At 66.2% G+C, this 23,781-nt stretch carries 26 protein-coding genes and 1 other RNA gene; 14 read left to right on the top strand and 13 right to left on the bottom strand.

Going from position 1 to position 23,781, the window contains the following annotated elements; genetic code table 11:
- Positions 1–2: 2 nt before the first annotated feature.
- Positions 3–884, bottom strand: a complete 882-nt coding sequence (locus SF06_RS06175; protein WP_037008897.1) for an MBL fold metallo-hydrolase — start codon at positions 882–884, stop codon at positions 3–5.
- Between the two features lie 132 nt (positions 885–1,016).
- A complete protein-coding gene (locus SF06_RS06170; protein ID WP_027590459.1) occupies positions 1,017–1,295 on the bottom strand; it encodes an HU family DNA-binding protein in 279 nt (92 codons plus the stop codon).
- 203 nt (positions 1,296–1,498) lie between these two features.
- Between SF06_RS06170 and ffs the strand changes: the two genes are divergently transcribed.
- Positions 1,499–1,595: signal recognition particle sRNA small type (gene ffs, locus SF06_RS17810), an RNA gene on the top strand.
- A gap of 32 nt (positions 1,596–1,627) precedes the next feature.
- Here ffs and SF06_RS06165 read toward each other — a convergent pair.
- Both SF06_RS06165 and ada read right to left on the bottom strand, forming a co-directional pair.
- Entirely contained in the window at positions 1,628–1,849 is a 222-nt protein-coding gene (locus SF06_RS06165) for a DUF3820 family protein (protein ID WP_051587434.1), read from the bottom strand.
- Between the two features lie 46 nt (positions 1,850–1,895).
- Positions 1,896–2,927, bottom strand: a complete 1,032-nt coding sequence (gene ada, locus SF06_RS06160) for a bifunctional DNA-binding transcriptional regulator/O6-methylguanine-DNA methyltransferase Ada (protein WP_039560322.1) — start codon at positions 2,925–2,927, stop codon at positions 1,896–1,898.
- Positions 2,928–3,117: 190 nt separating this feature from the next.
- On the opposite strand from ada, the gene dnaX reads away from it, so the two are divergent.
- The 5 genes from dnaX to SF06_RS06135 all read left to right on the top strand — a co-directional run bounded on the left by dnaX (position 3,118) and on the right by SF06_RS06135 (position 8,111).
- Positions 3,118–5,085 (top strand): DNA polymerase III subunit gamma/tau, encoded by a 1,968-nt coding sequence (gene dnaX / locus SF06_RS06155; RefSeq protein WP_039560321.1) that lies wholly within the window; start codon positions 3,118–3,120, stop codon positions 5,083–5,085.
- A 10-nt stretch (positions 5,086–5,095) separates the two neighbouring features.
- Positions 5,096–5,422: a YbaB/EbfC family nucleoid-associated protein gene (locus tag SF06_RS06150; RefSeq protein WP_027589455.1), complete on the top strand. Its 327-nt coding sequence runs from the start codon at positions 5,096–5,098 to the stop codon at positions 5,420–5,422.
- 96 nt (positions 5,423–5,518) lie between these two features.
- Positions 5,519–6,196, top strand: coding sequence for a type 1 glutamine amidotransferase domain-containing protein (locus SF06_RS06145; RefSeq protein ID WP_039560320.1), 678 nt, complete (start codon positions 5,519–5,521; stop codon positions 6,194–6,196).
- A gap of 59 nt (positions 6,197–6,255) precedes the next feature.
- Complete coding sequence (recR, locus tag SF06_RS06140; RefSeq protein WP_039560319.1) at positions 6,256–6,855, top strand: recombination mediator RecR; 600 nt, start codon at positions 6,256–6,258, stop codon at positions 6,853–6,855.
- Between the two features lie 107 nt (positions 6,856–6,962).
- Positions 6,963–8,111: an acyl-CoA dehydrogenase family protein gene (locus SF06_RS06135; RefSeq protein ID WP_027589931.1), complete on the top strand. Its 1,149-nt coding sequence runs from the start codon at positions 6,963–6,965 to the stop codon at positions 8,109–8,111.
- Between the two features lie 55 nt (positions 8,112–8,166).
- Here SF06_RS06135 and SF06_RS06130 read toward each other — a convergent pair whose 3' ends face one another.
- Entirely contained in the window at positions 8,167–9,045 is an 879-nt protein-coding gene (locus SF06_RS06130; RefSeq protein ID WP_027589932.1) for an SDR family NAD(P)-dependent oxidoreductase, read from the bottom strand.
- The gene (locus tag SF06_RS06125) at positions 9,042–10,592 is read right to left on the bottom strand and encodes a flavin-containing monooxygenase (RefSeq protein ID WP_039560318.1); all 1,551 of its coding nucleotides are present in this window, start codon (positions 10,590–10,592) and stop codon (positions 9,042–9,044) included. The genes SF06_RS06130 and SF06_RS06125 overlap by 4 nt, the downstream gene beginning before the upstream one ends.
- Before the next feature lie 168 nt (positions 10,593–10,760).
- Between SF06_RS06125 and SF06_RS06120 the strand changes: the two genes are divergently transcribed.
- Positions 10,761–11,459 (top strand): TetR family transcriptional regulator, encoded by a 699-nt coding sequence (locus SF06_RS06120; protein WP_039560317.1) that lies wholly within the window; start codon positions 10,761–10,763, stop codon positions 11,457–11,459.
- Positions 11,460–11,462: 3 nt separating this feature from the next.
- Here the strand turns inward: SF06_RS06120 and SF06_RS06115 are convergent, their stop codons facing one another.
- From SF06_RS06115 to hemN, 4 genes are all read right to left on the bottom strand, one after another.
- A complete protein-coding gene (locus SF06_RS06115) occupies positions 11,463–12,296 on the bottom strand; it encodes a metal-dependent hydrolase (RefSeq protein WP_039560316.1) in 834 nt (277 codons plus the stop codon).
- 130 nt (positions 12,297–12,426) lie between these two features.
- The gene (locus SF06_RS06110; RefSeq protein WP_027589936.1) at positions 12,427–12,975 is read right to left on the bottom strand and encodes an adenine phosphoribosyltransferase; all 549 of its coding nucleotides are present in this window, start codon (positions 12,973–12,975) and stop codon (positions 12,427–12,429) included.
- A gap of 70 nt (positions 12,976–13,045) precedes the next feature.
- Entirely contained in the window at positions 13,046–13,780 is a 735-nt protein-coding gene (fnr, locus tag SF06_RS06105) for a fumarate/nitrate reduction transcriptional regulator Fnr (RefSeq protein ID WP_027589937.1), read from the bottom strand.
- Between the two features lie 145 nt (positions 13,781–13,925).
- Positions 13,926–15,299, bottom strand: coding sequence for an oxygen-independent coproporphyrinogen III oxidase (hemN, locus tag SF06_RS06100; RefSeq protein ID WP_039560315.1), 1,374 nt, complete (start codon positions 15,297–15,299; stop codon positions 13,926–13,928).
- Between the two features lie 171 nt (positions 15,300–15,470).
- Here hemN and SF06_RS06095 point away from each other — a divergent pair, with 171 nt between their 5' ends.
- The 6 genes from SF06_RS06095 (at position 15,471) to SF06_RS06070 (ending at position 20,339) form a co-directional block, all read left to right on the top strand.
- Positions 15,471–16,601, top strand: coding sequence for an MlaE family ABC transporter permease (locus tag SF06_RS06095; RefSeq protein ID WP_052199730.1), 1,131 nt, complete (start codon positions 15,471–15,473; stop codon positions 16,599–16,601).
- On the top strand, positions 16,601–17,386 hold the full coding sequence (locus SF06_RS06090) for an ABC transporter ATP-binding protein (RefSeq protein WP_169745298.1): 786 nt from the start codon (positions 16,601–16,603) through the stop codon (positions 17,384–17,386). The genes SF06_RS06095 and SF06_RS06090 overlap by 1 nt, the downstream gene beginning before the upstream one ends.
- The gene (locus tag SF06_RS06085; protein WP_039560313.1) at positions 17,386–18,303 is read left to right on the top strand and encodes an MlaD family protein; all 918 of its coding nucleotides are present in this window, start codon (positions 17,386–17,388) and stop codon (positions 18,301–18,303) included. Before SF06_RS06090 ends, SF06_RS06085 begins: the two co-directional genes overlap by 1 nt.
- Positions 18,300–18,899: an ABC-type transport auxiliary lipoprotein family protein gene (locus tag SF06_RS06080; protein ID WP_039560312.1), complete on the top strand. Its 600-nt coding sequence runs from the start codon at positions 18,300–18,302 to the stop codon at positions 18,897–18,899. Before SF06_RS06085 ends, SF06_RS06080 begins: the two co-directional genes overlap by 4 nt.
- Before the next feature lie 91 nt (positions 18,900–18,990).
- Positions 18,991–19,386, top strand: coding sequence for a PA2779 family protein (locus SF06_RS06075; protein WP_027589943.1), 396 nt, complete (start codon positions 18,991–18,993; stop codon positions 19,384–19,386).
- Positions 19,374–20,339 (top strand): PA2778 family cysteine peptidase, encoded by a 966-nt coding sequence (locus SF06_RS06070; protein WP_052199729.1) that lies wholly within the window; start codon positions 19,374–19,376, stop codon positions 20,337–20,339. The genes SF06_RS06075 and SF06_RS06070 overlap by 13 nt, the downstream gene beginning before the upstream one ends.
- Before the next feature lie 74 nt (positions 20,340–20,413).
- Here the strand turns inward: SF06_RS06070 and SF06_RS06065 are convergent, their stop codons facing one another.
- A complete protein-coding gene (locus SF06_RS06065; RefSeq protein ID WP_039560311.1) occupies positions 20,414–21,694 on the bottom strand; it encodes an NAD(P)/FAD-dependent oxidoreductase in 1,281 nt (426 codons plus the stop codon).
- 160 nt (positions 21,695–21,854) lie between these two features.
- On the opposite strand from SF06_RS06065, the gene SF06_RS06060 reads away from it, so the two are divergent.
- Complete coding sequence (locus tag SF06_RS06060) at positions 21,855–22,841, top strand: diaminopimelate dehydrogenase (protein ID WP_039560310.1); 987 nt, start codon at positions 21,855–21,857, stop codon at positions 22,839–22,841.
- 40 nt (positions 22,842–22,881) lie between these two features.
- On the opposite strand, the gene SF06_RS06055 is transcribed toward SF06_RS06060, so the two are convergent.
- Entirely contained in the window at positions 22,882–23,103 is a 222-nt protein-coding gene (locus tag SF06_RS06055; protein WP_027589947.1) for a DUF3079 domain-containing protein, read from the bottom strand.
- Between the two features lie 47 nt (positions 23,104–23,150).
- Positions 23,151–23,744 (bottom strand): phosphonate metabolism protein/1,5-bisphosphokinase (PRPP-forming) PhnN, encoded by a 594-nt coding sequence (gene phnN / locus SF06_RS06050; protein ID WP_039560309.1) that lies wholly within the window; start codon positions 23,742–23,744, stop codon positions 23,151–23,153.
- Positions 23,745–23,781: the final 37 nt, after the last annotated feature.

Genomic DNA, 23,781 nt, shown 5'->3' with positions numbered 1-23,781 from the left:
CCTCAGAGCACGTCGAGTGGAATCTTCAGGTAGCGGCTGCCGTTGTCTTCCGGCGGTGGCAACTGGCCGGCACGCATGTTCACCTGCACCGAGGGCAGGATCAGCGTCGGCATGTCCAGCTCGGCATCGCGGGCCTGACGCATGGCCACGAAGCTGTCTTCGTCGATGCCCTCATGCACATGCACGTTGCCGCGGCGCTCCGCGCCGATCGTGGTTTCGTGCTGGTGCTGCTCGCGACCCGGTGCCAGGTAGTCGTGGCACAGGAAAACCCGCGTTGCGTCTGGCAGGGCGAACAGCTTCTGGATCGAGCGGTACAGGGTGCGCGCATCGCCACCGGGGAAATCGCAGCGCGCGGTGCCGTAATCGGGCATGAACAGGGTGTCGCCGACGAATACGGCATCGCCGATCAGGTAACTCATGCACGCCGGGGTATGCCCGGGGGTATGCAGGGCCTGGGCGGGGATGTCGCCGATCCGGAAGGCTTCACCGTCGCGGAACAGGTGGTCGAACTGGCTACCATCGCGGGCAAAGCCCGGCTCAGCGTTGAACAGGGTGGCGAAGGTGTCCTGCACCGTGCGTACCTGTTCGCCGATAGCCAATTGGCCACCGAGCTGCTCGCGCAGGTAGTGGCCGGCACTCAGGTGATCGGCATGCACGTGGGTTTCCAGGATCCACTGCACGCTCAGGCCCTGTTCGCGGACATGGGCGACCATCCGGTCGGCGCTGGCGTGGGAGGTGCGACCCGAGGCCGGATCGTAATCGAGCACGGCGTCGATCAGGGCGCACTGGCGGCTGTCGGTATCGGCCACCACATAGCTGTAAGTGCTGGTGGCGGGGTCGAAGAAGGGCACGATTTGCAGCTTCGGGGATGCGTCGCAATTCATGCTGATACTCCAAGGGGTATTCAGGGCGGAAAGATACTGGACTTTTCAGCCTATGCCTATTCCCTTGGGGTGGCATGCCGAACGGCGGAAGGGAAGAAGCGCGCCGTGCCGGGCACGGCGCGAGAAGGGGGATCAGTTGATGGCGTCGCTCAGGGCCTTGGCGGGCACGAACTTGACGACCTTGCGGGCGGCGATCTGGATGCTGGCTCCGGTCTGCGGGTTGCGGCCGGTGCGGGCCGGGCGTTCGCTCACCTTGAGCTTGCCGATGCCGGGCAGGGTCAGCTCCTCGCCGTTCTCCAGTGCGTCGCTGGCGATTCCGGCAAGCTGGTCGAGCAGGTCGCGGACCTGAGTCTGGGTGAGGTCGGTGGACTCGGCGAGATCGGCGATCAGCTGCTGCTTGGTCAGGGCCATTGGGGTACTCCACAAGGTAGGAAAGGCGCGAGTCTAACCGGCGCGCGGGCCGACGAGAACGCATCTAGCTGCGGTGATCCGCCGCTGTAAAGGCAAGTCTCTGTCGCGACTGGCTTTTTCTCGCCGGCCTGGTTGTAAGTTGGCGGCAAGCCGGTACAATGGCGCCCACTCGCCGCCTAGGCGAGGCGCGTTATGGCGGGCCCCATCGGTCCCCCCGCAACGATCAGCCGTGAACCCGGCCAGGCCCGGAAGGGAGCAACCGTAGCGGTGACATTGTGTGCCGGGGTGTGGCTGGTGGGGTTCGCCTCCATCTTCCTCCCGCGTTTCTTCCTTCAGTTTTCCCGATTCCTGCGCAACGGCTCGAGCAGCGCGTTCAGTCCGTTGTGGTCGATCTCGTGCATCAGTGCCAGCAGCCGGCCGATTTCCCCCTTGGGAAAGCCCTTGCGGGCGAACCAGCCCAGGTAGTCGCCGGGCAGGTCGGCGATCAGGCGGCCTTCATATTTGCCGTAGGGCATGCTGCGGGTCACCAGCAGGACAAGGTCGTCGGGCTTCATGGTCGGTCTCGCGGAATGGGCGGCCATTCTGCCAGCCGGCTGCTATTCAGTCTTGCCGTTCGCGCTTCAGCAGTTCGCGCTTGCGCGCCACCCCCCAGCGGTAGCCGGACAGTTCGCCATCGCTGCGTACGATGCGGTGACAGGGGATTGCCACCGCCAGGCTGTTGGCCGCGCAGGCGCCGGCTACCGCACGTACCGCGGTGGGCTGGTCGAGTTGTGCCGCCAGTTGCGCATAGCTGAGGGTGGTGCCGGGCGGGATCGCCCGTAGCGCCTGCCAGACGCGCGCCTGGAAGACGGTGCCACGGATGTCCAGAGGCAGCGCCAGGCCCTGGCGTGGATTCTCGACCAGTTGAATCACCTGGCCGATCAGCGTTTCGAAACCCTCCTCGCCCGGCTGCAGTTCGGCCTTCGGGAAGCGTCCGCGCAGCTCGGCCAGCAAGGCCTCGCTATCGTCGCCGAGCAGGATGGCGCAAATGCCCCGGCTGCTGCGGCCGACCAGCACCTTGCCCAGGCTGGAGTCGCCCAGCGCGTAGTGAATGGTCTCCCGCGCGCCGCCCTTGCGATAACGCCCCGGTGTCATCCCCAGCAGATCATCGGCGGCCGCGTAGAAGCGACCGCTGGAGCCGAAGCCCGCAGCGTGCAGGGCCTCTGTCACCGGGCGGCCGCCCTCCAGCGTCGCCCGCAGGCGCCGGGCACGCTGCTCGGCAGCGTAGGTGCGCGGCGTCAGACCCGTGTGGGTCTTGAACAGACGGTGGAAATGCCAGGGACTCAGCCCGGCGTCGCGGGCCAGTTCGTGCAGGTCGGGAACCTGTGGCTCGAGTTCGAGCCGCCGGCAGGCGGCGGTGATCCGCTCCAGCTGCTGGCCCCGCTTGTCCTGGACGATGCAGCGCCGGCAGGGGCGGTATCCGGCGGTCTCGGCGTCATCGGGCGAGGCGAAGAAGCGGATGTTCTCCGGGCGGGGCAGGCGCGAAGGGCAGCCCGGTCGGCAATAGATACCAGTGGTCAACACCGCATAGATGAAAGTCGCGCCGCTGTCGCGGGCGAGCACGGATTGCCAGCGAGGGTCCTGCGGATTCATGGTGGGTCTCCCGATTCAGCCTGCCGACATCTTAATCCCGCGCCGGACAGCGGACACTCCGGTCCTTGCGCAGCAATTCTCCCCGCGCCACCCGCCTGTGGATCGGTGCACGGCCGGCAGGTCGGCGGATGCAATTTATGCCTTGCTCCGCTACGATGACCGCCTTTCCCCTTCCGCACGACGGCTTCCGATGAGTTATCAGGTTCTTGCACGCAAATGGCGCCCGCGCAGCTTCCGCGAGATGGTCGGCCAGACCCACGTGCTCAAGGCCCTGATCAACGCCCTGGACAGCCAGCGCTTGCACCATGCCTACCTGTTTACCGGCACCCGTGGGGTGGGCAAGACCACCATCGCGCGCATCCTGGCCAAGTGCCTGAATTGCGAGACCGGCGTCAGCTCCACGCCCTGCGGCCAGTGCTCGGTGTGCCGCGAGATTGATGAAGGCCGCTTCGTCGACCTGATCGAAGTCGACGCCGCCAGCCGCACCAAGGTGGAAGATACCCGCGAGCTGCTGGAGAACGTGCAGTACGCGCCGACCCGCGGGCGTTACAAGGTCTACCTGATCGACGAAGTGCACATGCTGTCCACGCACTCGTTCAACGCCCTGCTCAAGACCCTCGAAGAGCCGCCGCCGCACGTCAAGTTCCTGCTGGCCACCACCGATCCGCAGAAGCTGCCGGTCACCATCCTGTCGCGCTGCCTGCAGTTCTCCCTGAAGAACATGCCGCCGGAGCGCGTGGTCGAGCATCTGACCCATGTGCTGACCGCCGAGAACGTGCCCTTCGAACCGGACGCCCTGTGGCTGCTCGGCCGCGCCGCCGATGGCTCGATGCGCGATGCCATGAGCCTCACCGATCAGGCGATCGCCTTTGGCGAGGGCAAGGTGCTGGCCGCGGATGTGCGCAGCATGCTCGGCACTCTTGATCACGGCCAGGTCTATGGCGTGCTGCATGCGCTGATCGAGGGCGACGCCCGTGCGTTGATGGACGCCGTGCGCCACCTGGCTGAGCAGGGGCCGGACTGGAACGGCGTGCTGGCGGAAATGCTCAACGTGCTGCACCGCGTGGCCATCGCCCAGGTGTTGCCGGATGCCGTGGACAACGGCCAGGGCGACCGCGAGCGCGTGCTGGAGCTGGCCGGCGCGCTGCCGGCCGAGGATGTGCAGTTCTATTACCAAATGGGTCTGATCGGCCGCCGCGACCTGCCGCTGGCCCCGGATCCGCGCAGCGGTTTCGAGATGGTCCTGCTGCGCATGCTGGCCTTCCGTCCGGCTGACGCCGAAGGCGGGCCGCGCCCCCCTTTAAAGCCGACGGGGATCAGCCCGGCCACGGCTGATCCCGACACGGCAAGCGTGGCCGGCGCGGCTCCTGTGGCGGCTGCGCCTGCACCCGTTGCCGCGCCGCCGGCACGCCCCGAGCCTGTGGCGGCTCCGGCTCCGGCTCCGGCTCCGCAGGCCGCAGCGGCAAGTGTGGTGGTAGAACCCGCGCCGGTTGCGACCGAGCCGCCCGCTGCGCCGGTAGCGAAAGAGCCCATTGATCTCCCCTGGGAGGATGCGCCGGCTTCGGTGGTGAGCGAGCCGACGCCCGCACCAGTGGCTGAGCAGGGCGCGGCGGCGCCGGATATCAGTACCGAGGTCGATGACGGCCGGGACGATGACGAACCGCCGCCCCCTGCCGATGATTACTACGATTCCCTGGCCAGCTACGACTACGCGGATGCTGACGAGACAACTGCGCCTGCCGAGGATCAGTTGCCCGCCGCGCAGCCGGCTACCGGCCTGGCGGCCGAGTGGCTGGATATCTATCCGCGCCTGGGGTTGGCCGGCCTGACTGCCAGCATCGCCGCCAACTGCTCGTTGGTGGCGGCCGGAGATACCTGGCGCCTGCACCTGGAGCCGACCCAGAGTGCGCTGTTCAATGCCGCCCAGCTGCGCCGCATGAACGAGGCGCTCAATCACTACCTGGGCCGCAGCGTACAGCTCGAGGTGGAGATCGTCCGCCCCGAGCAGGAAACTCCCGCCCAGGCCGCTGCGCGCGGGCGTGCCGAGCGTCAGCGCCAGGCCGAGCAGTCGATCCATGACGACCCGCTGGTGCGCGAAATGATCCAACAGTTCGGCGCGATGATTCGCCCGGACTCCATCGAACCCTTGAACACCTGAGGAACCCATCATGATGAAAGGTGGCATGGCAGGCCTGATGAAGCAGGCCCAGCAGATGCAGGAAAAGATGCAGAAGATGCAGGAAGAGCTGGCCAACGCCGAGGTGACCGGCCAGGCCGGCGCCGGGCTGGTCAGCGTGGTGATGAACGGTCGCCATGACGTCAAGCGCGTCAGCCTCGACGACAGCCTGATGCAGGAAGACAAGGACATCCTCGAGGACCTGATCGCCGCCGCCGTCAACGACGCCGTGCGCAAGATCGAGAAGAACAGCCAGGACAAGATGGCCGGCATGACCGCCGGCATGCAGCTGCCGCCCGGCTTCAAGATGCCGTTCTGACCAGGCATGCCTCGGCGCCGGTTTCGCCGGTGCCGAGGCGAACCCCCGTGTTGCGGCGTGGTCTTGCCTTCACACCCCGAACGGCGGAGACGAACGATGAGCCGGCACATCCTCATGGTGGTCACCAGCGCTGACCGCCTGCTCAACGGCGAACCCACCGGCCTGTGGCTGGAGGAGTTCGCCATCCCCTACAAGATCTTCCTCGACGCCGGCTGCCGGGTGCGCGTGGCCAGCCCGAAGGGTGGCGCCACGCCGCTGGATCCGCGCAGCCTCGAAGAGCATCGCCCGGAATGGCAGCGTGCCCGTGACGCCTTGCGCGACACCGAGGTGCTGGACACCCGCCTGAGCGCGCGGGATTTCGAGGCCATCTTCCTGCCCGGCGGCCACGGCACCGTGTTCGACCTGCCCGGGCATCCGGTGCTGGGGCGCTTGTTGGCCGAGTTCGAGGCCCAGGGCAAGGTCTGGTCGGCGGTCTGCCATGGTCCGTCGGCATTTGTCGGAGCGGAGCGCAAGGACGGCAAGCCGCTGGTCGAGGGCCGTCAGCTGACCGCCTTCAGCGACGCCGAGGAAATGGCCATGGGCCTGGAACAGGCCGTGCCGTTCCTGCTGGAAAGCACCCTGCGCGAGCTGGGCGCCCTGGTGGAGGTGGGTGAGAGCTTCGCGCCCTTCGTGATTCGCGACCACAATCTGATCACCGGACAGAATCCAGCCTCCAGCGAGCTGGCCGCCCGCCGGGTGCTGGAAGCCTTGGAACAGGCGGAGCGGGCCGATTGACGCCTGCTGGCGGGCGCGGGTATAACCCGCGTCTTTCCAGCAGTCCGGCAGTAGTTCCCATGAGTTTCACTCCGCTGATCCGCCAGCTCATCGACGCCCTGCGCATCCTGCCCGGCGTCGGCCAGAAGACCGCGCAACGCATGGCCCTGCAATTGCTGGAGCGCGACCGCAGCGGTGGATTACGCCTGGCCGAGGCGCTGCGCAAGGCTATGGAAGGTGTCGGCTACTGCCGGCAGTGCCGAACCCTCAGCGAAGACGAGATCTGCCCGCAATGCAGCGACCCGCGCCGTGACGACAGCCTGCTGTGTGTGGTGCAGAGCCCGCTGGACGTCTTCGCGGTCGACCAGACCGGTTTTCGCGGCCGCTACTTCGTGCTCAAGGGACACCTGTCGCCGCTGGATGGCCTGGGGCCGGAAGCCATCGGTATACCCGAGCTGCTCGAACGCATCGCCCAGGGCGGTTTCAGCGAAGTGATCCTGGCCACCAACCCCACCGTGGAAGGCGAGGCCACCGCCCATTACATCGCCCAGTTGCTGCTGCCCAAGGGCCTGGTGGTGTCCCGCATCGCCCATGGCGTGCCGCTGGGTGGCGAGCTGGAGCTGGTGGATGGCGGCACCCTGGCCCATGCGCTGGCGGGGCGTAAGCCGATCAATCTGTAAGACAGGCCCTCGCTGCGTTCACGCGGAGAGGGCCTTTTATTGTTCAGTTGATAACCAAGCAAGCGCTTGGTAAGGTTCCGGCCACAATAACAAACCGGAGCCGACCCATGGCCGCATTCCAGGAATACTTCGACGAATCCCATCAACTGGTCCGCGATTCGGTGCGCCGCTTCGTCGAGCGGGAAATCCTGCCGCATATCGACGACTGGGAGGAGGCCGAGGAATTCCCCCGCGAGCTGTACAAGAAGGCCGGCGATGCCGGCATCCTTGGCATTGGCTTTCCCGAGCCGTTCGGCGGCAGCCACGAGGGCGACCTGTTCGCCAAGATCGCGGCCAGCGAAGAGCTGATTCGTTGTGGCTCCACCGGCCTCGTGTCCAGCCTCTGCTCGCTGGACATCGGCCTGCCGCCGGTCCTCAAGTGGGCCAGGCCGGCGATTCGCGACCGCGTGGTGCCGGAAGTGCTGGCCGGCGACAAGATCATCGCCCTGGCCATCACCGAGCCCGGCGGTGGCTCCGACGTGGCCAACCTGCAGACCCGTGCGGTACGTGAGGGCGATCACTACCGTGTCACCGGTAGCAAGACCTTCATCACCAGCGGTGTGCGCGCCGACTACTACACCGTGGCGGTACGTACCGGTGGCGAAGGCTTCGGCGGCGTCAGCCTGCTGCTGGTCGAGAAGGGCACTGGGGGTTTCAGTGTCGGCCGCAAGCTCAAGAAAATGGGCTGGTGGTGTTCGGACACCGCCGAGCTGTTCTTCGATGATTGCCGGGTGCCGGTGGAGAACCTTATCGGTGCCGAGAACATGGGCTTCGCCGGCATCATGGCCAACTTCCAGAGCGAGCGTCTGGCCCTGGCGCTGATGGCCAACATGACCGCGCAGATGGCCCTTGAGGACGCCCTGGCCTGGGCCCGCGACCGCAAGGCGTTCGGCAAGCCGATCAGCAAGTTCCAGGTGATCAAGCATCGTCTGGCGGAAATGGCCACCCAGCTGGAAGTGTCCCGCGAGTTCACCTATCGCCAGGCGGCGAAGATGGCGGTCGGCAAGAGCGTGGTCAAGGAGATCTCCATGGCCAAGAACTTCGCCACCGACGTGTCTGACCGCATCGTCTACGACGCCACCCAGATCCTCGGCGGCATGGGTTTCATGCGCGAGAGCCGTGTCGAACGCCTGTACCGCGACAACCGCATTCTGTCGATCGGCGGCGGCACGCGGGAAATCATGAACGAGATCATCAGCAAGCAGATGGGCCTGTGATCCGCTGGTTAAAAAAGGCCGCGCCGGAAGACGCGGCCAAAGGCTCAGCAGGGAGTCACTCCGCCAGCTCGGTCTTGCCGGAGTTCTTGGGCGCAAAGCGCGCCGCCAGCCGCATGCTCAGCACCACCATGCGCTGGTACAGCGCCGGCATGCCGCGCATCATCAGGTCCACGCCCCGGGCGTCGAGGCCGATCAGGATACGTCGCTGGTTGCGCTGCACGCCGCGCAGGATCACCGCCGCAGCCTTTTCCGGGCTGGTGCGCAGCAGCAGGTCGTTGAACTGCTGTCGCGACTGGTTGGCGTCCTGGCCGGTCACCGTTACCAGGCTGTCGTTCATGCGTGCGCTGAGTGCGATGTTGGTACGGATGCCACCCGGATGCACACAACTGGCGGAGACGCCGCAATCGGCGATATCCAGCTCCTGGCGCAGCGATTCGGTAAAGCCGCGCACCGCATACTTGGTGGCGTTGTAGGCGCTCATGCCGGGTTGGGCGAACAGGCCGAACACGCTGGAGACATTGACGATGTGCCCGGCGCCGCTGGCCTTCAGGTAGGGCAGAAACGCCTTGGTGCCATGGACGACCCCCCAGAAGTTGATATCCATGATCCAGTGGTAGTCGTCCAGCGCATTGCCTTCCACGCTTCCGCCCTGTGCGACGCCGGCGTTGTTGATGATCAGGTTCACCCTACCGTGGTCGATCATCACCTGGTCGGCCCAGTGCCGCACGGCCTCGAAATCGGCCACGTCCACCCGCTGATGGCTGACCTTCACCTCGAAGCGGCGCGCCTGTTCCACGGTTTCCGCCAGCCCTTGCTCGTTGATGTCGCTAAGTGCCAGCTCGCAGCCCTGTCGCGCCAGGTTCAGCGCCAGGGCGCGGCCTATCCCGGAGCCGGCGCCGGTGATGGCGGCCACCTTGTCGTGGAAGCTCTTCATGCGCGCGCCTCCTGTTGCTCCGGCTCCGTCTCCAATACTTCCTCGGCGTCGGGCTGGCGGCTGAAGTGATAGGCCGCCGGATCAAAATGCCGGGTGATCTGCCGGAAGCGCCAGGTGAAGCCGGGCCAGACGGTGCAGTTGCGACCGCTCTGCGGATGCAGGTACCAGCTGGCGCAGCCGCCCGACTGCCACACGGTGCGGGCGGAGGTCTGGTCGATCTTGCGGTTGAAGCGTTCCTGGGCCTCGCGCTTGACCTCGACGGTATCCAGGGCGCGTTCATCGAGCAGCTGCAGCGCGCTCATTACGTACTGGATTTGTGACTCGATCATGTACACCATCGAGCTGTGCCCCAGGCCGGTGTTCGGTCCCATGAGGAAGAACAGGTTGGGGAAGCCGGCGGTGGTCGTGCCCTTGTAGGCCTCCGGGCCGCGCGGCCAGCTGTCCACCAGGTCGACACCGTTGCGGCCGCTGATCAGCCCGCGCGGGATGGGGTCGGCGGGGGTGAAGCCGGTGCCCAGGATGATGGCGTCCACCGTGCGTTCCTGGCCATCCTGGGTGACGATGCTGTGGGCGCGAACCTCGGCGATGCCGTCGGTGATCAGCGACACGTTCGGCTGGGTCAGTGCCGGATAGTAGTCGTTGGAGATCAGTACCCGCTTGCAGCCCATTACGTAATCGGGCGTCAGCTTGCGGCGCAGTTCGGGGTCGCGGATCTGCTTGCGCAGGTGATGGCGCGCCACCAGGCTGGCGAGGCGCAGGATCTGCGGACTGATGGCGAAGCCCAGTACACGGGCCTCCAGGAAGCTGTAGATGCCGCCACGCCAGAGTTTCTGCAGGGCAGGGTGACGGCGGAACAGGCGGCGCTCGCGCTCGCTGATGGTACGGTCGGGTTTGGGCATGATCCACGGCGGGGTGCGCTGATACAGGTCGAGCTGGCCGATCCTGGGCTGGATCTGCGGCACGAACTGGATGGCCGAGGCGCCCGTGCCGATCACCGCCACGCGCTTGCCGCTCAGGTCATAGTCGTGGTCCCACTGCTGGGAATGGAACAGCTTGCCCTTGAACGTCTTCAGGCCCTTGATGCTGGGGAAGGCCGGGGTAGACAGTCCACCCATGCCGGACACCACGAAGCGGGCGCTGAACTGCTTGCCGTCCCGGGTCTCGATCAGCCAGTGCTGGCTGCTTTCGTTCCAGCTCAGACGGCTGAGTTCGGTGTTGAGCTGGGTATGCGGCGCCAGGCCGAAGCGCTCCCAGCAGTCCTCCAGGTAGCGCTTGATTTCCGGCTGCGGGGCGAACATGCGCGACCATTCGGGATTCGGCGCGAAGGAAAAGGAATACAGGTGCGATTGCACATCGCAGGCGCAACCGGGGTAGTGATTGACGCGCCAGGTGCCGCCAACGCCTGCCTCCTTTTCAAGCAGCAGAAAATCGTTCTCGCCCGCCTGCTTGAGGCGAATAGCCATGCCCAGTCCGGAGAAGCCGGTACCGAGGATGGCGATCTTGCAATGGGGTATCGCGCTGGGCGACAGGGGCGTAGCGGCAGTCATGGGCCAGGATTCCTTCTTATGATTGTTCGACCGGCGTGAGCCATTGCCATGCGATGGGTAGGGGGGCATCGGCAACGGTTCATGGGAAACTCTATCGGGCGGTAGACATTTGTCTACCCGGTTCTCGCCCTAACCTCCGTTGGGTGGATTGGCTGACAAGGACACGACATGACGCTGATGGAAACCCCGCTGGCCCAGGGTAAGCGGCTGCTGCTGGATGCAGCACTGCGCCTGATGGCCAGGACCCATAGCCTGAGCAGTCTCGGCCTGCGGGAGCTGGCGCGCGAGGCGGGTCTGAACCCCAACACGTTCTATCGCCATTTCGGCAGCATCGAGGAGCTGGGGCTGGTGCTGATCACGCAGATCGGCACACAGCTGCGCAGGCCGTTGCGCGAGCTGCGGCGCGAGGCGGCCCAGCGCACCTTGCAGCAGGCGCGTGGCGAGCAGCTGCTGGGGGCTGATCTCACCCGAGGACGGCAAGTGTGCCGGGAAACCGTGCAGCTGTTCTTCGATTTCGTAGAGCAGAACCCGGATGGCTTCATCGTCGGTATGCGCGAGCTGCACGGCGCTTCGCCAATGTTGCGCAAGGCCTTGCGCGAGCTGATGGCCGATTTTGCCCAGGACATGGCCGAGGACATTGCGGAGTTCGGGCTGGTGCCCGGTGTCGATGAGGAAACCCTGCTGCGCATGGCCTCGACCATCACCCGACACCTGTTCGTGTTGGCCCAGGATTACCTGGAACAGCCCGAGCGTCAGGCTACCGTGCGCGGCGAGGCCGAGGAGCTGATCATCACCCTGCTGGCGGGTGCCCTGGCGTTGCGCCAGGGCATCCGCGCGGCTGAAGGGCCGGGAAGCCCCGGCCCCTGACATTCAACCGGCGAAGGCCAGCGCTTGCTTCCAGCGCTTCTCCAGTTCGCGGGTCTGGTGCTGGCTGGGGTGGAACCCGGGACGAAAATAGTCCAGGTAGGGGCGCAGCAGGCCCGGCACGTAGCCGTGACGCAGGCTGAACAGGGTCTTCAGGCCGTATTTCCAGGTCTTCCAGTTGAACAGCTGGCCGTCCTTGCGCATCAGGTGCAGCTGGAACCAGGCGATCACGCCGAGGAAGAGCACTGTGGTGACCAGCATGGCGCTGGTGCGCAGCAGATAGCCGCCGCCGATGGCTTGGTAGACGTCGTAGGCCACCGACTTGTGCTCGTTCTCCTCGATGGCATGCCACAGCCACAGCCGGTACATACGCGGGTCGGTCATCTGCAGGCTGATGTCCTCGCGGCGCAGCAACTGCTCGGCCATGCTGGCGGTGAAGTGCTCCAGGGCGCAGGTCACGGCCACCTGCATCTTCTTCGAGGTCAGGCGGGTCACCCACTTCATCAGGACCTTGATGCGCAGCTCCAGCCGGTGCAGGTCGATGCCGTGCTCGGCGGCGTACTCGTTGTACGCCGCGTGTTCCTTGGAGTGCATCGCCTCCTGGCCGATGAAGGCGCTGATGTCCTTTTGTAGCTGGCGGTCGCGCACCTGGTCGCGCACCGCGCGCACGCTGTCGACGAAAAATTTCTCGCCATACGGAAACAGCGAGGACAGGTTGTTCATGAAATGGGTCATGAACGGATCGCCGCTCCACCAGTAGCGAGGCGTGCGACCAAAGCTGAAGTCCATGCGGCGAACCGGGAAGTGCGGGGTGATGCGAAGGGGCTGTAGGGCAGTCATGAGCGAATCCTCGGTACGGCAATGCAAATAGGCAGGCCGGGCGCCGATGCATTCGGGGCCGGGTCACCTATTTGAGGCCGGGATGCGGAGGATTCGCCGCCAACCAAGGGTTGGCGGCTGCGAACGGCGATCAGCGATCGTCGAGGGCGAAGGCGGTCAGCGTGAACACGGGGATGCCGATGTCCTGCAGGCGGCGCGAACCGCCCAGCTCGGGCAGGTCGACGATCGCGGCCGCCTCGTGCACGCGCGCACCCATGCGGCGGGTCAGGTTGGCGGCGGCCAGCAGGGTGCCACCGGTGGCGATCAGGTCATCGATCAGCACCACGGAGTCGCCCTCGCACAGGCTGTCGGCCTGTACTTCGATGACGGCATCGCCGTATTCGGTCTGGTAGGTTTCTTCCAGAAGGTCGCAGGGCAGCTTGCCCTTCTTGCGGAACAGGATCAGCGGCTTGTTCAGCTCGTAGGCGAGGATGGGGCCGAGCAGGAAACCGCGCGCATCCAGGGCGCCGATATGGGTGAATTCGTTCTCCACGTACCGCTGGATGAAACTGTCAACCATCATGCGCAGTGCGCGCGGCGACTGGAACAGCGGGGTGATGTCGCGAAAGACCACGCCGGGCTTGGGGAAATCGGGCACCGGGCGGATCAGGGATTTGAGGGCGAATTCGTCGAAAATCATCGGGTCGTGTCCAGGTGAACGGTGCGCGAAGTATATCGCGCACGGCCTAGCGATGAGGAGGGCGCCGGAATCAGAGTTCCAGGCTGCCACCGGCCAGGGCACAGAGTTCGATGGGCTTGAGGATGATCACTTCCTTGCCCTCGGCATCAATCATTTCGTTCTGCTGGAAACGCGTGAACACGCGCGACACCGTCTCCACGGCCAACCCCAGATGATTGCCGATCTCGTTGCGCGACATGGCGAGGCGGAACTGGTTGGCCGAATAGCCGCGGGCGCGAAAACGGGCGGACAGGTTGACCAGGAAGGTAGCGATACGTTCGTCGGCGGTCTTCTTGGAAAGCAGCAACATCATCTGCTGATCGTCGCGAATCTCCCGGCTCATGACCCGCATCAGCTGGCGACGCAGCTGCGGCAGCTGCACGGACAACTCATCGAGTCGCTCGAAGGGAATCTCGCACACCGAGGTGGTTTCCAGCGCCTGTGCCGACACCGGGTAGAGCTCGGTGTCCATTCCGGAAAGGCCGACCAGTTCGCTGGGCAGGTGGAAGCCGGTGATCTGCTCCTGGCCCAGGTCGGTCACGCTGAAGGTCTTCAGGCTGCCGGAACGCACCGCGAATACCGAGCCGAAGGCATCGCCCTGGCGGAACAGGAACTCACCCTTCTTCAACGGACGTCCGCGCTTGACGATCTCGTCCAGCGCATGGAGGTCTTCCATGTTGAGGGAAAGGGGCAGGCACAACGGAGCCAGACTGCAATCCTTGCAATGCGCCTGATGGGGCGCACGAAGCTTGTTGGTCTCGGACATGGCTCTTCCTGAGAGAAGGGGGGATTCACGATGGCCGCAAGGTTACCCCAGGAAAACCGGCAGGACCAGCCGGAAAACGCACCCGACCGAATTCGACCGCTGGCGGTGCAGCGCTCTGGTTCGGGGGTTGAGGAGCAGTTTGTGACTAATGGCCGCAGGCCAGTGTCGGCTCCAGATAGCGGTCGAACAGCATGCACACCGAGCGCACCAGCAGCCGTCCGGCCGGCAGGATCTGGATGCCCTGCGGTTCAAGCGCCAGCAGGCCGTCCTGGTGCATGGCCTGCAGTCGCGGCCAGATGTCCGCGAAGTACTCCGGCATGCGGATGTCGTGGGCTTGCTCGAGGCTGGCGAAGTCCAGTTCGAAATGGCAGATCAGCCGCTGGATGATGTCGCGGCGCAGCAGGTCGTCGGCGTTGCAGTGCAGGCCGCGCACGGTGGCCAACTGGTCGTTGGCCAGGCTGTGCTGATAGCCGGCCAGATCGCTGTCGTTCTGGCAGTACAGCGAACCCACCTGGCTGATGGCGGACACCCCCAGGCCGATCACATCGCAGTGGCCATGGGTCGTGTAGCCCTGGAAATTGCGTTGCAGGAAGCCGTCCTCCTGCGCCATGGCCAGCTCGTCGTCGGGCAGGGCGAAATGATCCAGGCCGACGTAACGATAGCCTGCGGCTGTCAGTTGCTCGATGGCGTTGTGCAGCATCTCCAGCTTCTCGTCCGGGCTGGGCAGGTCCTGTGTCTGGATACGCCGCTGTCCGGGGAAACGATCCGGACGGTGAGCGTAGTTGTACAGCGAGATGCGCTCGGGCTGCATGTCGAGGATGGCATTCACCGTGCTGGAGAAGCGTGCGGTGTTCTGCCTGGGCAGGCCATAGATCAGGTCGATGTTGATCGAGCGGTACTGCAGGGTGCGGGCGGCGTCGACGATGGTCCGGGTCTGCTCCAGGGTCTGCAGGCGGTTGACGGCCCGCTGCACGTCCGGGTCCAGGGCCTGCACGCCGAGGCTGACCCGGTTGAAGCCCAGCTCGCGCAACAGGCCCATGGTCGACCAGTCCGCCTCGCGGGGGTCGATCTCGATGCTGTAGTCACCGGAGGAGTCGTCCTCCAGCAGATGAAAGTGCCCGCGCAGGGTCTTCATCAGCTGGCGTAGCTCGGTGTGGTTGAGGAAGGTGGGTGTGCCGCCGCCGATGTGCAGCTGCTCCACCTGCTGGTTCGCGCCGAGGTGGCAGCCAAGCAGCGCGATTTCCCGCTCCAGGTGCTTCAGATAGGGTTGCGAACAGCTGCGGTCCTTGGTGACCACCTTGGTGCGCGGGCAGTAGTAGCAGGCGTTGGCACAAAAGGGGATGTGCAGGTACAGCGAGAGCGGGCGGTTTTCCCGGCGGCTGGTGCGCAAGGCATGCAGCAGGTCGAACGAGCCAATGCCGGAATGAAACTGCGACGCCGTGGGGTACGACGGATAGCGCGGGCCAGCCTGGTCGTAGCGGCGAATCAGTTCGGGATCCCAGCGAATGGCGTCGAGCATCGGACGTCCCAGCGAGTTCTTGAGTGGCGCTGAGTCTAGGTGGGGGGGCAGGGGGGCTCTTTGATCTGTATCAAAGCCCCTGGGATTCAGGGGTGGCGGCCTGATCAGCGCCGTTGTGCCTGGCGCGACAGGTCCGCCGGCAGGCCAGCCAGCAGTTGCTAAGCTGGCCACATGATCCCGCGCGCCGATATCCGCTACGACGAAGACACCGCCTCGTTGCGACTGGGCGGTGCCTGGACGCTCGCGCACTATGCGCGGCTGCAGCCGGGGTTGGCGCGCTGGAAGGAGGCTTCGACCCGCGCGCGCCAGGTCGACATGAGTGAACTGCAAGGGCTGGATACTGCCGGCGCCGCGCTGCTCGCCGAACTGTTCGGCGCTGATCGCCTGCTGGAGCTGGCGGACCGTGCCGAGGGCTTGTCCGAGGAGCGACGGGCGTTATTGCGCACTGTGGCCCGCGCCCTGCAGGGCGCGGCGCCTGGCGAGGTGCCGCCGAGGCGCTCGACGCTGCTGGAGCTGCTCGAGCAGATAGGCCGGGCGGTGGAAGCGCTGTGGCGGCATGCGGTCGGCCTGCTCGGCTTCATCGGCCTGGTGCTGACCACCATGGCCAGCGTGCTGTTGCGGCCGCGCCGCTGGCGCATGACATCGCTGGTCGCGCACCTGGAACAGTCCGGCCTGGATGCGGTGCCCATCGTCGCCCTGCTGACCTTCATGGTTGGAGCCGTGGTTGCCTTCCTGGGCGCCACCGTGCTGGCCGACTTCGGTGCCACCCAGTACACCGTCGACCTGGTGGCCTATTCCTTTCTGCGCGAATTCGGCGTGCTGCTGACCGCCATCCTGCTGGCCGGACGCACAGCCAGTGCGTTCACCGCGCAGATCGGCTCCATGAAGGCCAACGAGGAGCTGGACGCCATCCGCACACTCGGACTGGACCCGCTGGAGTTGCTGGTGTTGCCCCGGGTGTTCGCCCTGCTGATCGCGCTGCCGTTACTGACCTTCATCGCCATGCTCAGCGGCATGCTGGGTGGCGCCGTCGTGTGCATGCTGTCGCTGGACATCCCGCCCAGCCTGTACCTGAGCATCATCCAGAACGGTGTAGACGTGCGGCATTTCCTGGTGGGTATGGCCAAGGCGCCGATCTTCGCCTTCCTCATCGCGGTGATCGGCTGCCTGGAGGGCTTCCGGGTGAGCGGCAGCGCCCAGTCGGTGGGCGAACACACCACCTCCAGCGTGGTGCAGTCGATCTTCATGGTCATCCTGGTGGATGCCCTGGCGGCGCTGTTTCTCATGGAGATGGGCTGGTGATGCGGGCTACGGTTATCGAGGTGCGCGGCTTGGTCAACCGCTTCGGCAGCCAGACGGTGCACGAGGACCTGGATCTGGACCTGTACCGTGGCGAGGTGCTGGGTGTGGTAGGCGGTTCGGGAACCGGCAAGTCGGTGTTGCTACGCAGCATCGTCGGCTTGCGCCGGCCCAATGCCGGCGACATCCGCGTACTGGGCGAACAGCTGGAACGGCAATCGCCAGAGGCGCGTTCCCGCCTGGAGCGGCGCCTGGGCGTGCTATACCAGCGCGGCGCGCTGTTCACCTCGCTGACGGTGCTGGAAAACACCGCCCTGCCGTTGATCGAGCACAGCGGGCTGAAGCGTCCCGAGGCGGAGCGCCTGGCGCGGCTCAAGCTGACTCTGGCCGGGCTGCCGCTGAACGCCGCGGACAAGTATCCGGCCGAACTCTCCGGCGGCATGGTCAAGCGCGCCGCGCTGGCCCGGGCACTGGCCCTGGACCCGGAGATCCTTTTTCTGGACGAGCCCACTGCGGGTCTCGATCCGGTGGGCGCGGCCGCCTTCGATACGCTGATCGCCACGCTGCGTGATGCGCTGGGGCTGAGTGTGTTCCTGGTCACCCACGATCTGGACACGCTGTATGCGATCTGCGACCGGGTGGCCGTGCTGGCCAATCGCAAGGTGTTGGTGGCGGGTCGCCTGGACGTGGTGGCCGCCACCGATGACCCCTGGATCCAGGATTACTTTCACGGGCCGCGCGGGCGCGCGGCCGCTCAGGCCGCCCGGCAGGCGGCAGGGAGTCGCTGATGGAAACCCGAGCGCATCATGTCCTGATCGGTCTGTTCACCGTCCTGCTGGTGATCGGCGGCCTGCTGTTCGCACTTTGGCTGGCCAAGAGCCAGTCGGATCGCTCGTTCGGCGAGTATGAGGTGGTGTTCGAGGAGACCGTGACCGGGCTGTCCAAGGGCAGCGCTGTGGAATACAACGGCATCCGCATTGGCGATGTGGTGGCTCTGTGGCTCGACCCGGATGACCCGCGCAAGGTGCGGGCGCGCATTCGCGTGGCGGCCGGCTCGCCGATCAAGCAGGACACCCGCGCGCGCCTGTCGATTACCGGCGTCACCGGCACGGCGATCATCCAGCTGCTGGGCGGCACGCCCGAAAGCCCGCCGTTGCGCACTCGCCCCGACCAGCCGGCGGTTATCGTCGCCGACCCCTCGCCGATCGCCAAGCTGATGTCCGGCGGCGAGGATCTGATCACCAGCATCACCCGGCTGCTGGACCAGGCCAACCGGATGTTCTCCGAGGCCAACATCACCCGCTTCGGCCAGATCGTCGTCAACATCGAGCAGGCGACCGGCAACCTGGCCGACCAGAGCGGGGGACTCGACCAGGCCATGACCCGCCTGAATGCCTCGTTGAACCACGCGAGCGGGGTACTGCGCAGTCTCGACGGCCTGCTCGACCAGGAAGGCCGGCAGATTCTGCGCCAGGCCCTCGCGACCATGAACTCCCTGCAGCGCAGCAGCCGCGAGGTGGAAAACCTGCTGGTCGACAACCGCGATTCGCTGGAAAGCGGCATGCAGGGGCTGGCTGGACTCGGGCCCATGCTGCAGGACCTGGGCGAATCGCTGGATTCGCTGCGTACCTTCAGCCGCCGGCTGGAGCAGAACCCCGCCGGTTACCTGCTGCAACGCGACACCCTGGAGGAATTTCGCCCATGAAGATGCTCCTGCCCGTGCTCTTCAGCCTGCTGGCCAGCTGCTCCATCCTCCCCGAAAGCGAGGAGCTGCGGGTCTACCAGTTGCCGCACCTGACCCACACGGACGTCCCGGTCCCCGCGGCGCCCCTGAAGGACACGCTGCGCGTCAGCCGGCCACAGGCCTCGCCCCTGATCGACGGCACGCGCATCCTGGTGGCACCCGAACCGGAGCGGCTCAGTGCCTACCCAGGGGTGCGCTGGAGCAATCATGCGCCGATTCTGCTGCGTGACCGGTTGATGGAGCAGCTGCGCGCCAGCGAGGCGTTTGATGCGGTGGTGAGTGACCAGATGAGGGCGCTGGCGGGGTTCGAGCTGGCGGGCGAGCTGCAGGCATTCCAGATCGAATACCGCCAAGACCAGCCAGTGGCTGTGGTGCGTATGCAGGCGACGCTGCTGGGAGGCGGCAAGCGCCTGGTGCTGGCAAGCCAGAAGTTCCAGGGCGAAGTGGCGGCGGATGGCCGCTCCGTCGAGGCAGCGGTGGCGGCGCTGGGCCGGGCCAGCGATGAACTGGCTCGCCAGGTGACCGCCTGGGTTATTGCGAGGTTGCGCACATCCTGAGAGGCTTCGGCGCCTCGCCTGGAGTACAGGCCGAACGGCGCCGGGGCTCCATGGTCTACCAGGGGTTCCCGCCCTCAAGGAGTCAGCGAACATGATCGCCCAACGGTTCATGCGTCATCTGGCCGCCGTCCTGGCGGCCTTCCATCTGCTGGTGGTGGTTCAGATGCCGGCCGCCCAGGCCATGGTTGGCACCTCGGAAGTCATCGCCGAACAGCAGCTGCAGGTCGACCGCCAGCAACTGCTGGACATGCTCGAAGATCAGGGCGTGAAGGAGAAGCTGGCCGCGCTGGGTGTGGCGCCCGATCAGGTGGAGCAGCGCATCAACAGCCTGACGGCCGCCGAGCTGGCGCAGTTCAACCAGCAACTGGAACAGGCGCCCGCCGGCGGTAGTGTGGTCGGCATCATCGTGCTGTTCCTGGTGATCTTCATCATCACCGACATGCTCTGTGCCACCGACATCTTCAGCTTCATCCGGTGCATACGCTGATCCGTCTCGGCCTCGTACTGGTGCTGGCGACGCTAGGCGCCTGCGCGCGCTCCCCGGTGTTGCAGCCGCAAACCGCGCAGCTCCCGGCACGCGTAGAGCTGACCCAGGTTCCGTTCTTTGCGCAGGACGCATACCAGTGCGGCCCGGCCGCACTGGCCACGGTGCTGGTGCATGGCGGTGTCCAGAGCAGCCCGGACGCGCTCAGGGACCGGGTGTTTCTGCCCGGGCGGCAGGGCAGCCTGCAGGTGGAGCTGGTGGCCGCCGCACGCCAGGCCGGGCAACTGGTCTACCCGCTGGATACCCGCCTGGACAGCATCCTGGCCGAGGTGGCGGCTGGCAATCCCGTGCTGGTGCTGCAGAATCTGGCATTCAACTGGCGGCCGACCTGGCATTTCGCCGTGGTGGTCGGCTACGACCGCACGCGGGAGATACTGGTGCTGCGCTCGGGGGTGACCCACCGGCTGGAAGTCGATTTCGCCACCTTCATGCGCACCTGGCAGCGCGGTGAGCGCTGGGCGGTGGTGGTGACGGACCCTGGCCAGTTGCCGGCCACGGCAACACCGCTGACCTGGTTGCGGGCCGCCAGCGACCTGGAGGAGACCGGCCAGCCGGCTGCCAGTGAACGCGCCTATCAGGCGGCGACGCAGCGCTGGCCGGCGGAAGCGCTGCCCTGGTTCGCGCTGGGCAATCGCCTCCACGCCCGCGGGGATCAACCGGGGGCGGCCGATGCCCTGCGGCGCAGTGTGCTGCGCTCACCGGGATTTGCTGCCGGCTGGTTCAACCTCTCGGAAGTGCTGGCTGCCCAGGGCTGTAACGACCAGGCCCGTCTGGCGCGGCAGTGCGCTGCGGCATTGGCGCCCGAGGATCGGCGGTTTCGCGCGCCACTGGCGGTTGCGGCACAAGCGGGCCGCTGCGTGGCATTGCCGGCATCGTGCGGGTCCGCTGCTCCGTAGGCCCGGACTGGCCCTGCCGTGAATCCCGCCCCCGATGGCTGTGTGCCCATCGAAGACCGGCTCTGCGCCGGTCTTCATACCCCCAAACGATCCCGCAAGCTGTAGTACCAGGCGCCCAATGCGCTGAACTGCGCCTGGAACAGACGCCCACCCGGGAACGGGTAATGGGGGAGGCTGGCGAAGGCGTCGAAGCGCTCGGCCTGCCCGCGCAGCGCCTCCGCCAGGACTTTGCCGGCCACATGGGTGTAGGTGACGCCGTGGCCGCTGCAGCCCTGGGAGTAGTAGATGTTGTCGCCGATCCGGCCGACCTGCGGCAGGCGAGACAGGGTCAGCAGGAAGTTGCCGGTCCAGGCGTATTCGATTTTCACCTTCGCCAGTTGCGGGAAGGTCTTGAGCATCTTGGGCCGGATGATCGCTTCGATGTTCGCCGGGTCCCGGGCGCCGTAGACCACGCCACCGCCATAGATCAGGCGTCGGTCGGCGGAGAGGCGGTAATAATCCAGCAGGTAGTTGCAGTCCTCGACGCAGTAGTCCTGCGGCAGCAGGCTGCATGCGAGCTCCTCCGGCAGGGGTTCGGTGGCGATCACCTGGGTGCCGCAGGGCATCGACTTGGCCGCCAGTTCCGGGAGCAGCCCGCCCAGATAGGCGTTGCCGGCCACGACCAGGAAGTTCGCCCGGACCTGGCCCTGGGGGGTGTGCACCACCGGCCGGGCGCCTCGTTCGATCCGCACCGCCGGGCTGTGCTCATGGATGACACCGCCCAGGGACTCGAAGGCCGCCGCTTCGCCCAGCGCCAGGTTCAGCGGGTGCAGGTGACCGCCCTGGCGATCCAGCATGCCGCCGAGGTAGCGGGTGCTGGCCACCACCTCGCGGATGCCGCGATTGTCCAGCATCTCCAGGTGGTGGTAGCCGAAGCGTTCCCACAAGCGCTTCTGTTCTTCCAGATTGCGCAACTGCCGGGGAGTGAAGGCGGCGAATACGCCACCCGACTTCAGGTCGCAGGCGATGCCGTAGCGCTCGACCCGCTCGCGAATGATGCGTCCGCCCTCGAAGGCCATCTCGCCGATCAGGCGAGCCTGGTCTGCAGCGACATGCTGCTCCACCACATCGATGTCACGGCTGTAACTGTTGACGATCTGGCCCCCGTTGCGACCCGAGGCGCCGAACCCGACCTGCACGGCCTCCAGCACCACGACCCGGAAACCCTGCTCGGCGAGGAACAGCGCCGTGGACAGCCCGGTATAGCCAGCGCCGATCACGCAAACGTCGGTGTCGATGCATTCCACTAGCGGCGGACGCAGCGGGGCCGGGTTGGCCGACGCTGCGTAGTACGACTCGGGGTGACTGTTCATCATTCTGGTCGGCCTTGTATCAAATATTTGACGACGAGCCGATCCTATCCCAGGCGCCCGCGGCCGCCAATCCCGGCTCGCGGGAGAAAGCGCGGCGAAATGGTGTATCGTGCGCCGCTGGGCAGTCATGCCCCAAAATGGGTCATTTTTCAGCAAGGTGTTTATGGGCAAGCAGATTCGCATCGGCATCGCCGGCTACGGCAACCTGGGACGCGGCGTGGAAGCCGCCATCGCGAAGAATCCGGACATGACGCTGGTGGGTATTTTCACCCGGCGCGCACCCGAGTCGCTGACGCCGCTGTTCGCGAACACGCCAGTGCATCCCATCGCCGCACTGCCGGACTTCAAGGACGCCATCGACGTGCTGATCCTCTGCGGCGGCTCCAAGGACGACCTGCCGCAGCAGGGTCCGGAGATGGCGGCCCTGTTCAATATCGTCGACAGTTTCGACACCCACGCGCGGATTCCCGAGTATTTCGAGTCGGTGGACGCCCCGGCGCGGGCCGCCGGCAAGACCGCGCTGATCTCCATCGGCTGGGACCCGGGCCTGTTCTCCATCAACCGCCTGTACGGCGAAGCCCTGCTGCCCGACGGCGCCACCTACACCTTCTGGGGCAAGGGGCTGAGCCAGGGGCATTCGGACGCCATTCGACGCGTGCCCGGCGTCAAGGCCGGCGTGCAGTACACGATTCCCTCGCCCGAGGCGATCGAACAGGTGCGCAGCGGTGCGCGCCCCGAGCTGAGCACCCGCCAGAAGCACACCCGCGAATGCCATGTGGTGCTGGCCGAGGGCGCCGATGCCGTGGCGGTGGAGCAGGCCATCGTCAGCATGCCCAACTACTTCGCCGACTATGACACCCGCGTGCATTTCATCAGCGAGGAGACCTTGCGCCGCGAGCATGACCGCATGCCCCATGGCGGTTTCGTGATCCGCAGCGGCAGTACCAGCGAGACGCACAACCAGGTGATCGAGTATTCCCTGCAACTGGACAGCAACCCCGAATTCACCGCCAGCGTGCTGGTGGCCTATGCCCGCGCCGGATATCGCCTGAGCCAGCAGGGCCAGATCGGCGCCAAGACGGCCTTCGATGTGGCGCCCGGCCTGCTGTCCATCAAGACCCCCGAGCAGCTGCGCGCGGAACTGCTGTAACGATGTGGGTTTCCCCCTGCGGATGGCGGGGGGAAACCTGTCAGCTGCGGTGGATCAGGGCTTCCGGCTCGACGGCCACTGCCGTGTCGCCTTCCACCTTCCAGCCACCAAAGGCGTGCCAGTCGTCGCCCCACACTTCGCTGGGGTGCTGGGTGCGGTCGGCGCCATTGCCGCAGGCCAGGGATTCGGCCGGGCAATAGCGGTCGCATCCCCAGCAGATGCGCTCGGGATGGGCGGGCTGTAGCGGAAATTTCTTGGCCATGGTCAACACCTCGCTGCGCCGGCTCATCCTCCGCCGCACGGCGCCGGTCAGCCTTGACCGGAATCAAGTCCCGGGGCGGAGCGGTCGCAGTGTTCGGCGATCAGCGTCAGCATGCGCCGCACGCTGTCTTCCAGCGGGCCGGAATTGTCGAGGATGCGCAGGCCGGACTCGCCGGCGAGTTCCTGGCTCATCTGTCGACTGCGCTGCAGACGCGCCTCGATCTGCTGCGGGGTTTCCCGGCCGCGGTTGTGCAGCCGCTGGCGCAGGATCGTCTCTTCCACGTGCAGCAGGATCGGCAGCAAGGTCGGATAGGCGCGTCGCGCCTCGCCGAGATGCCCGCGTGAACCATTGACCACCACGGTACGCCCGGCATCCAGCCAGGCATCGATCTCGCGAGAAATCGCGTACTCCAGCTGATTGGCCTGCCAGTGCAGGGCGAACTCGCCCCGCTCACGGCGTGCGCGGAATTCCTGTGGGTCCAGGCCGATGGCCTGTTCCTCGCCGATGCTGCCGCTGGGCCGGGTGATCAGGCGGGTGGCGATGCACGCACCCATGGCCGCCAGCGGCTCGGCGGCAGCACGCAGCAGGCTGTCCTTGCCGGAGCCGGAGGGACCGATCAGGTAGACCAGGCAACCGGCCATCGTCAGGCCTGCCTGGCGCCGCTGGGCGCAGTTGGCA

The sequence above is a fragment of the Pseudomonas flexibilis genome, from assembly GCF_000802425.1.
In the GTDB taxonomy this organism is placed as follows: domain Bacteria; phylum Pseudomonadota; class Gammaproteobacteria; order Pseudomonadales; family Pseudomonadaceae; genus Serpens; species Serpens flexibilis.
The sequence above is the reverse complement of the archived record's forward strand: the minus strand, read 5'-3'. Positions and strand labels throughout refer to the sequence as shown.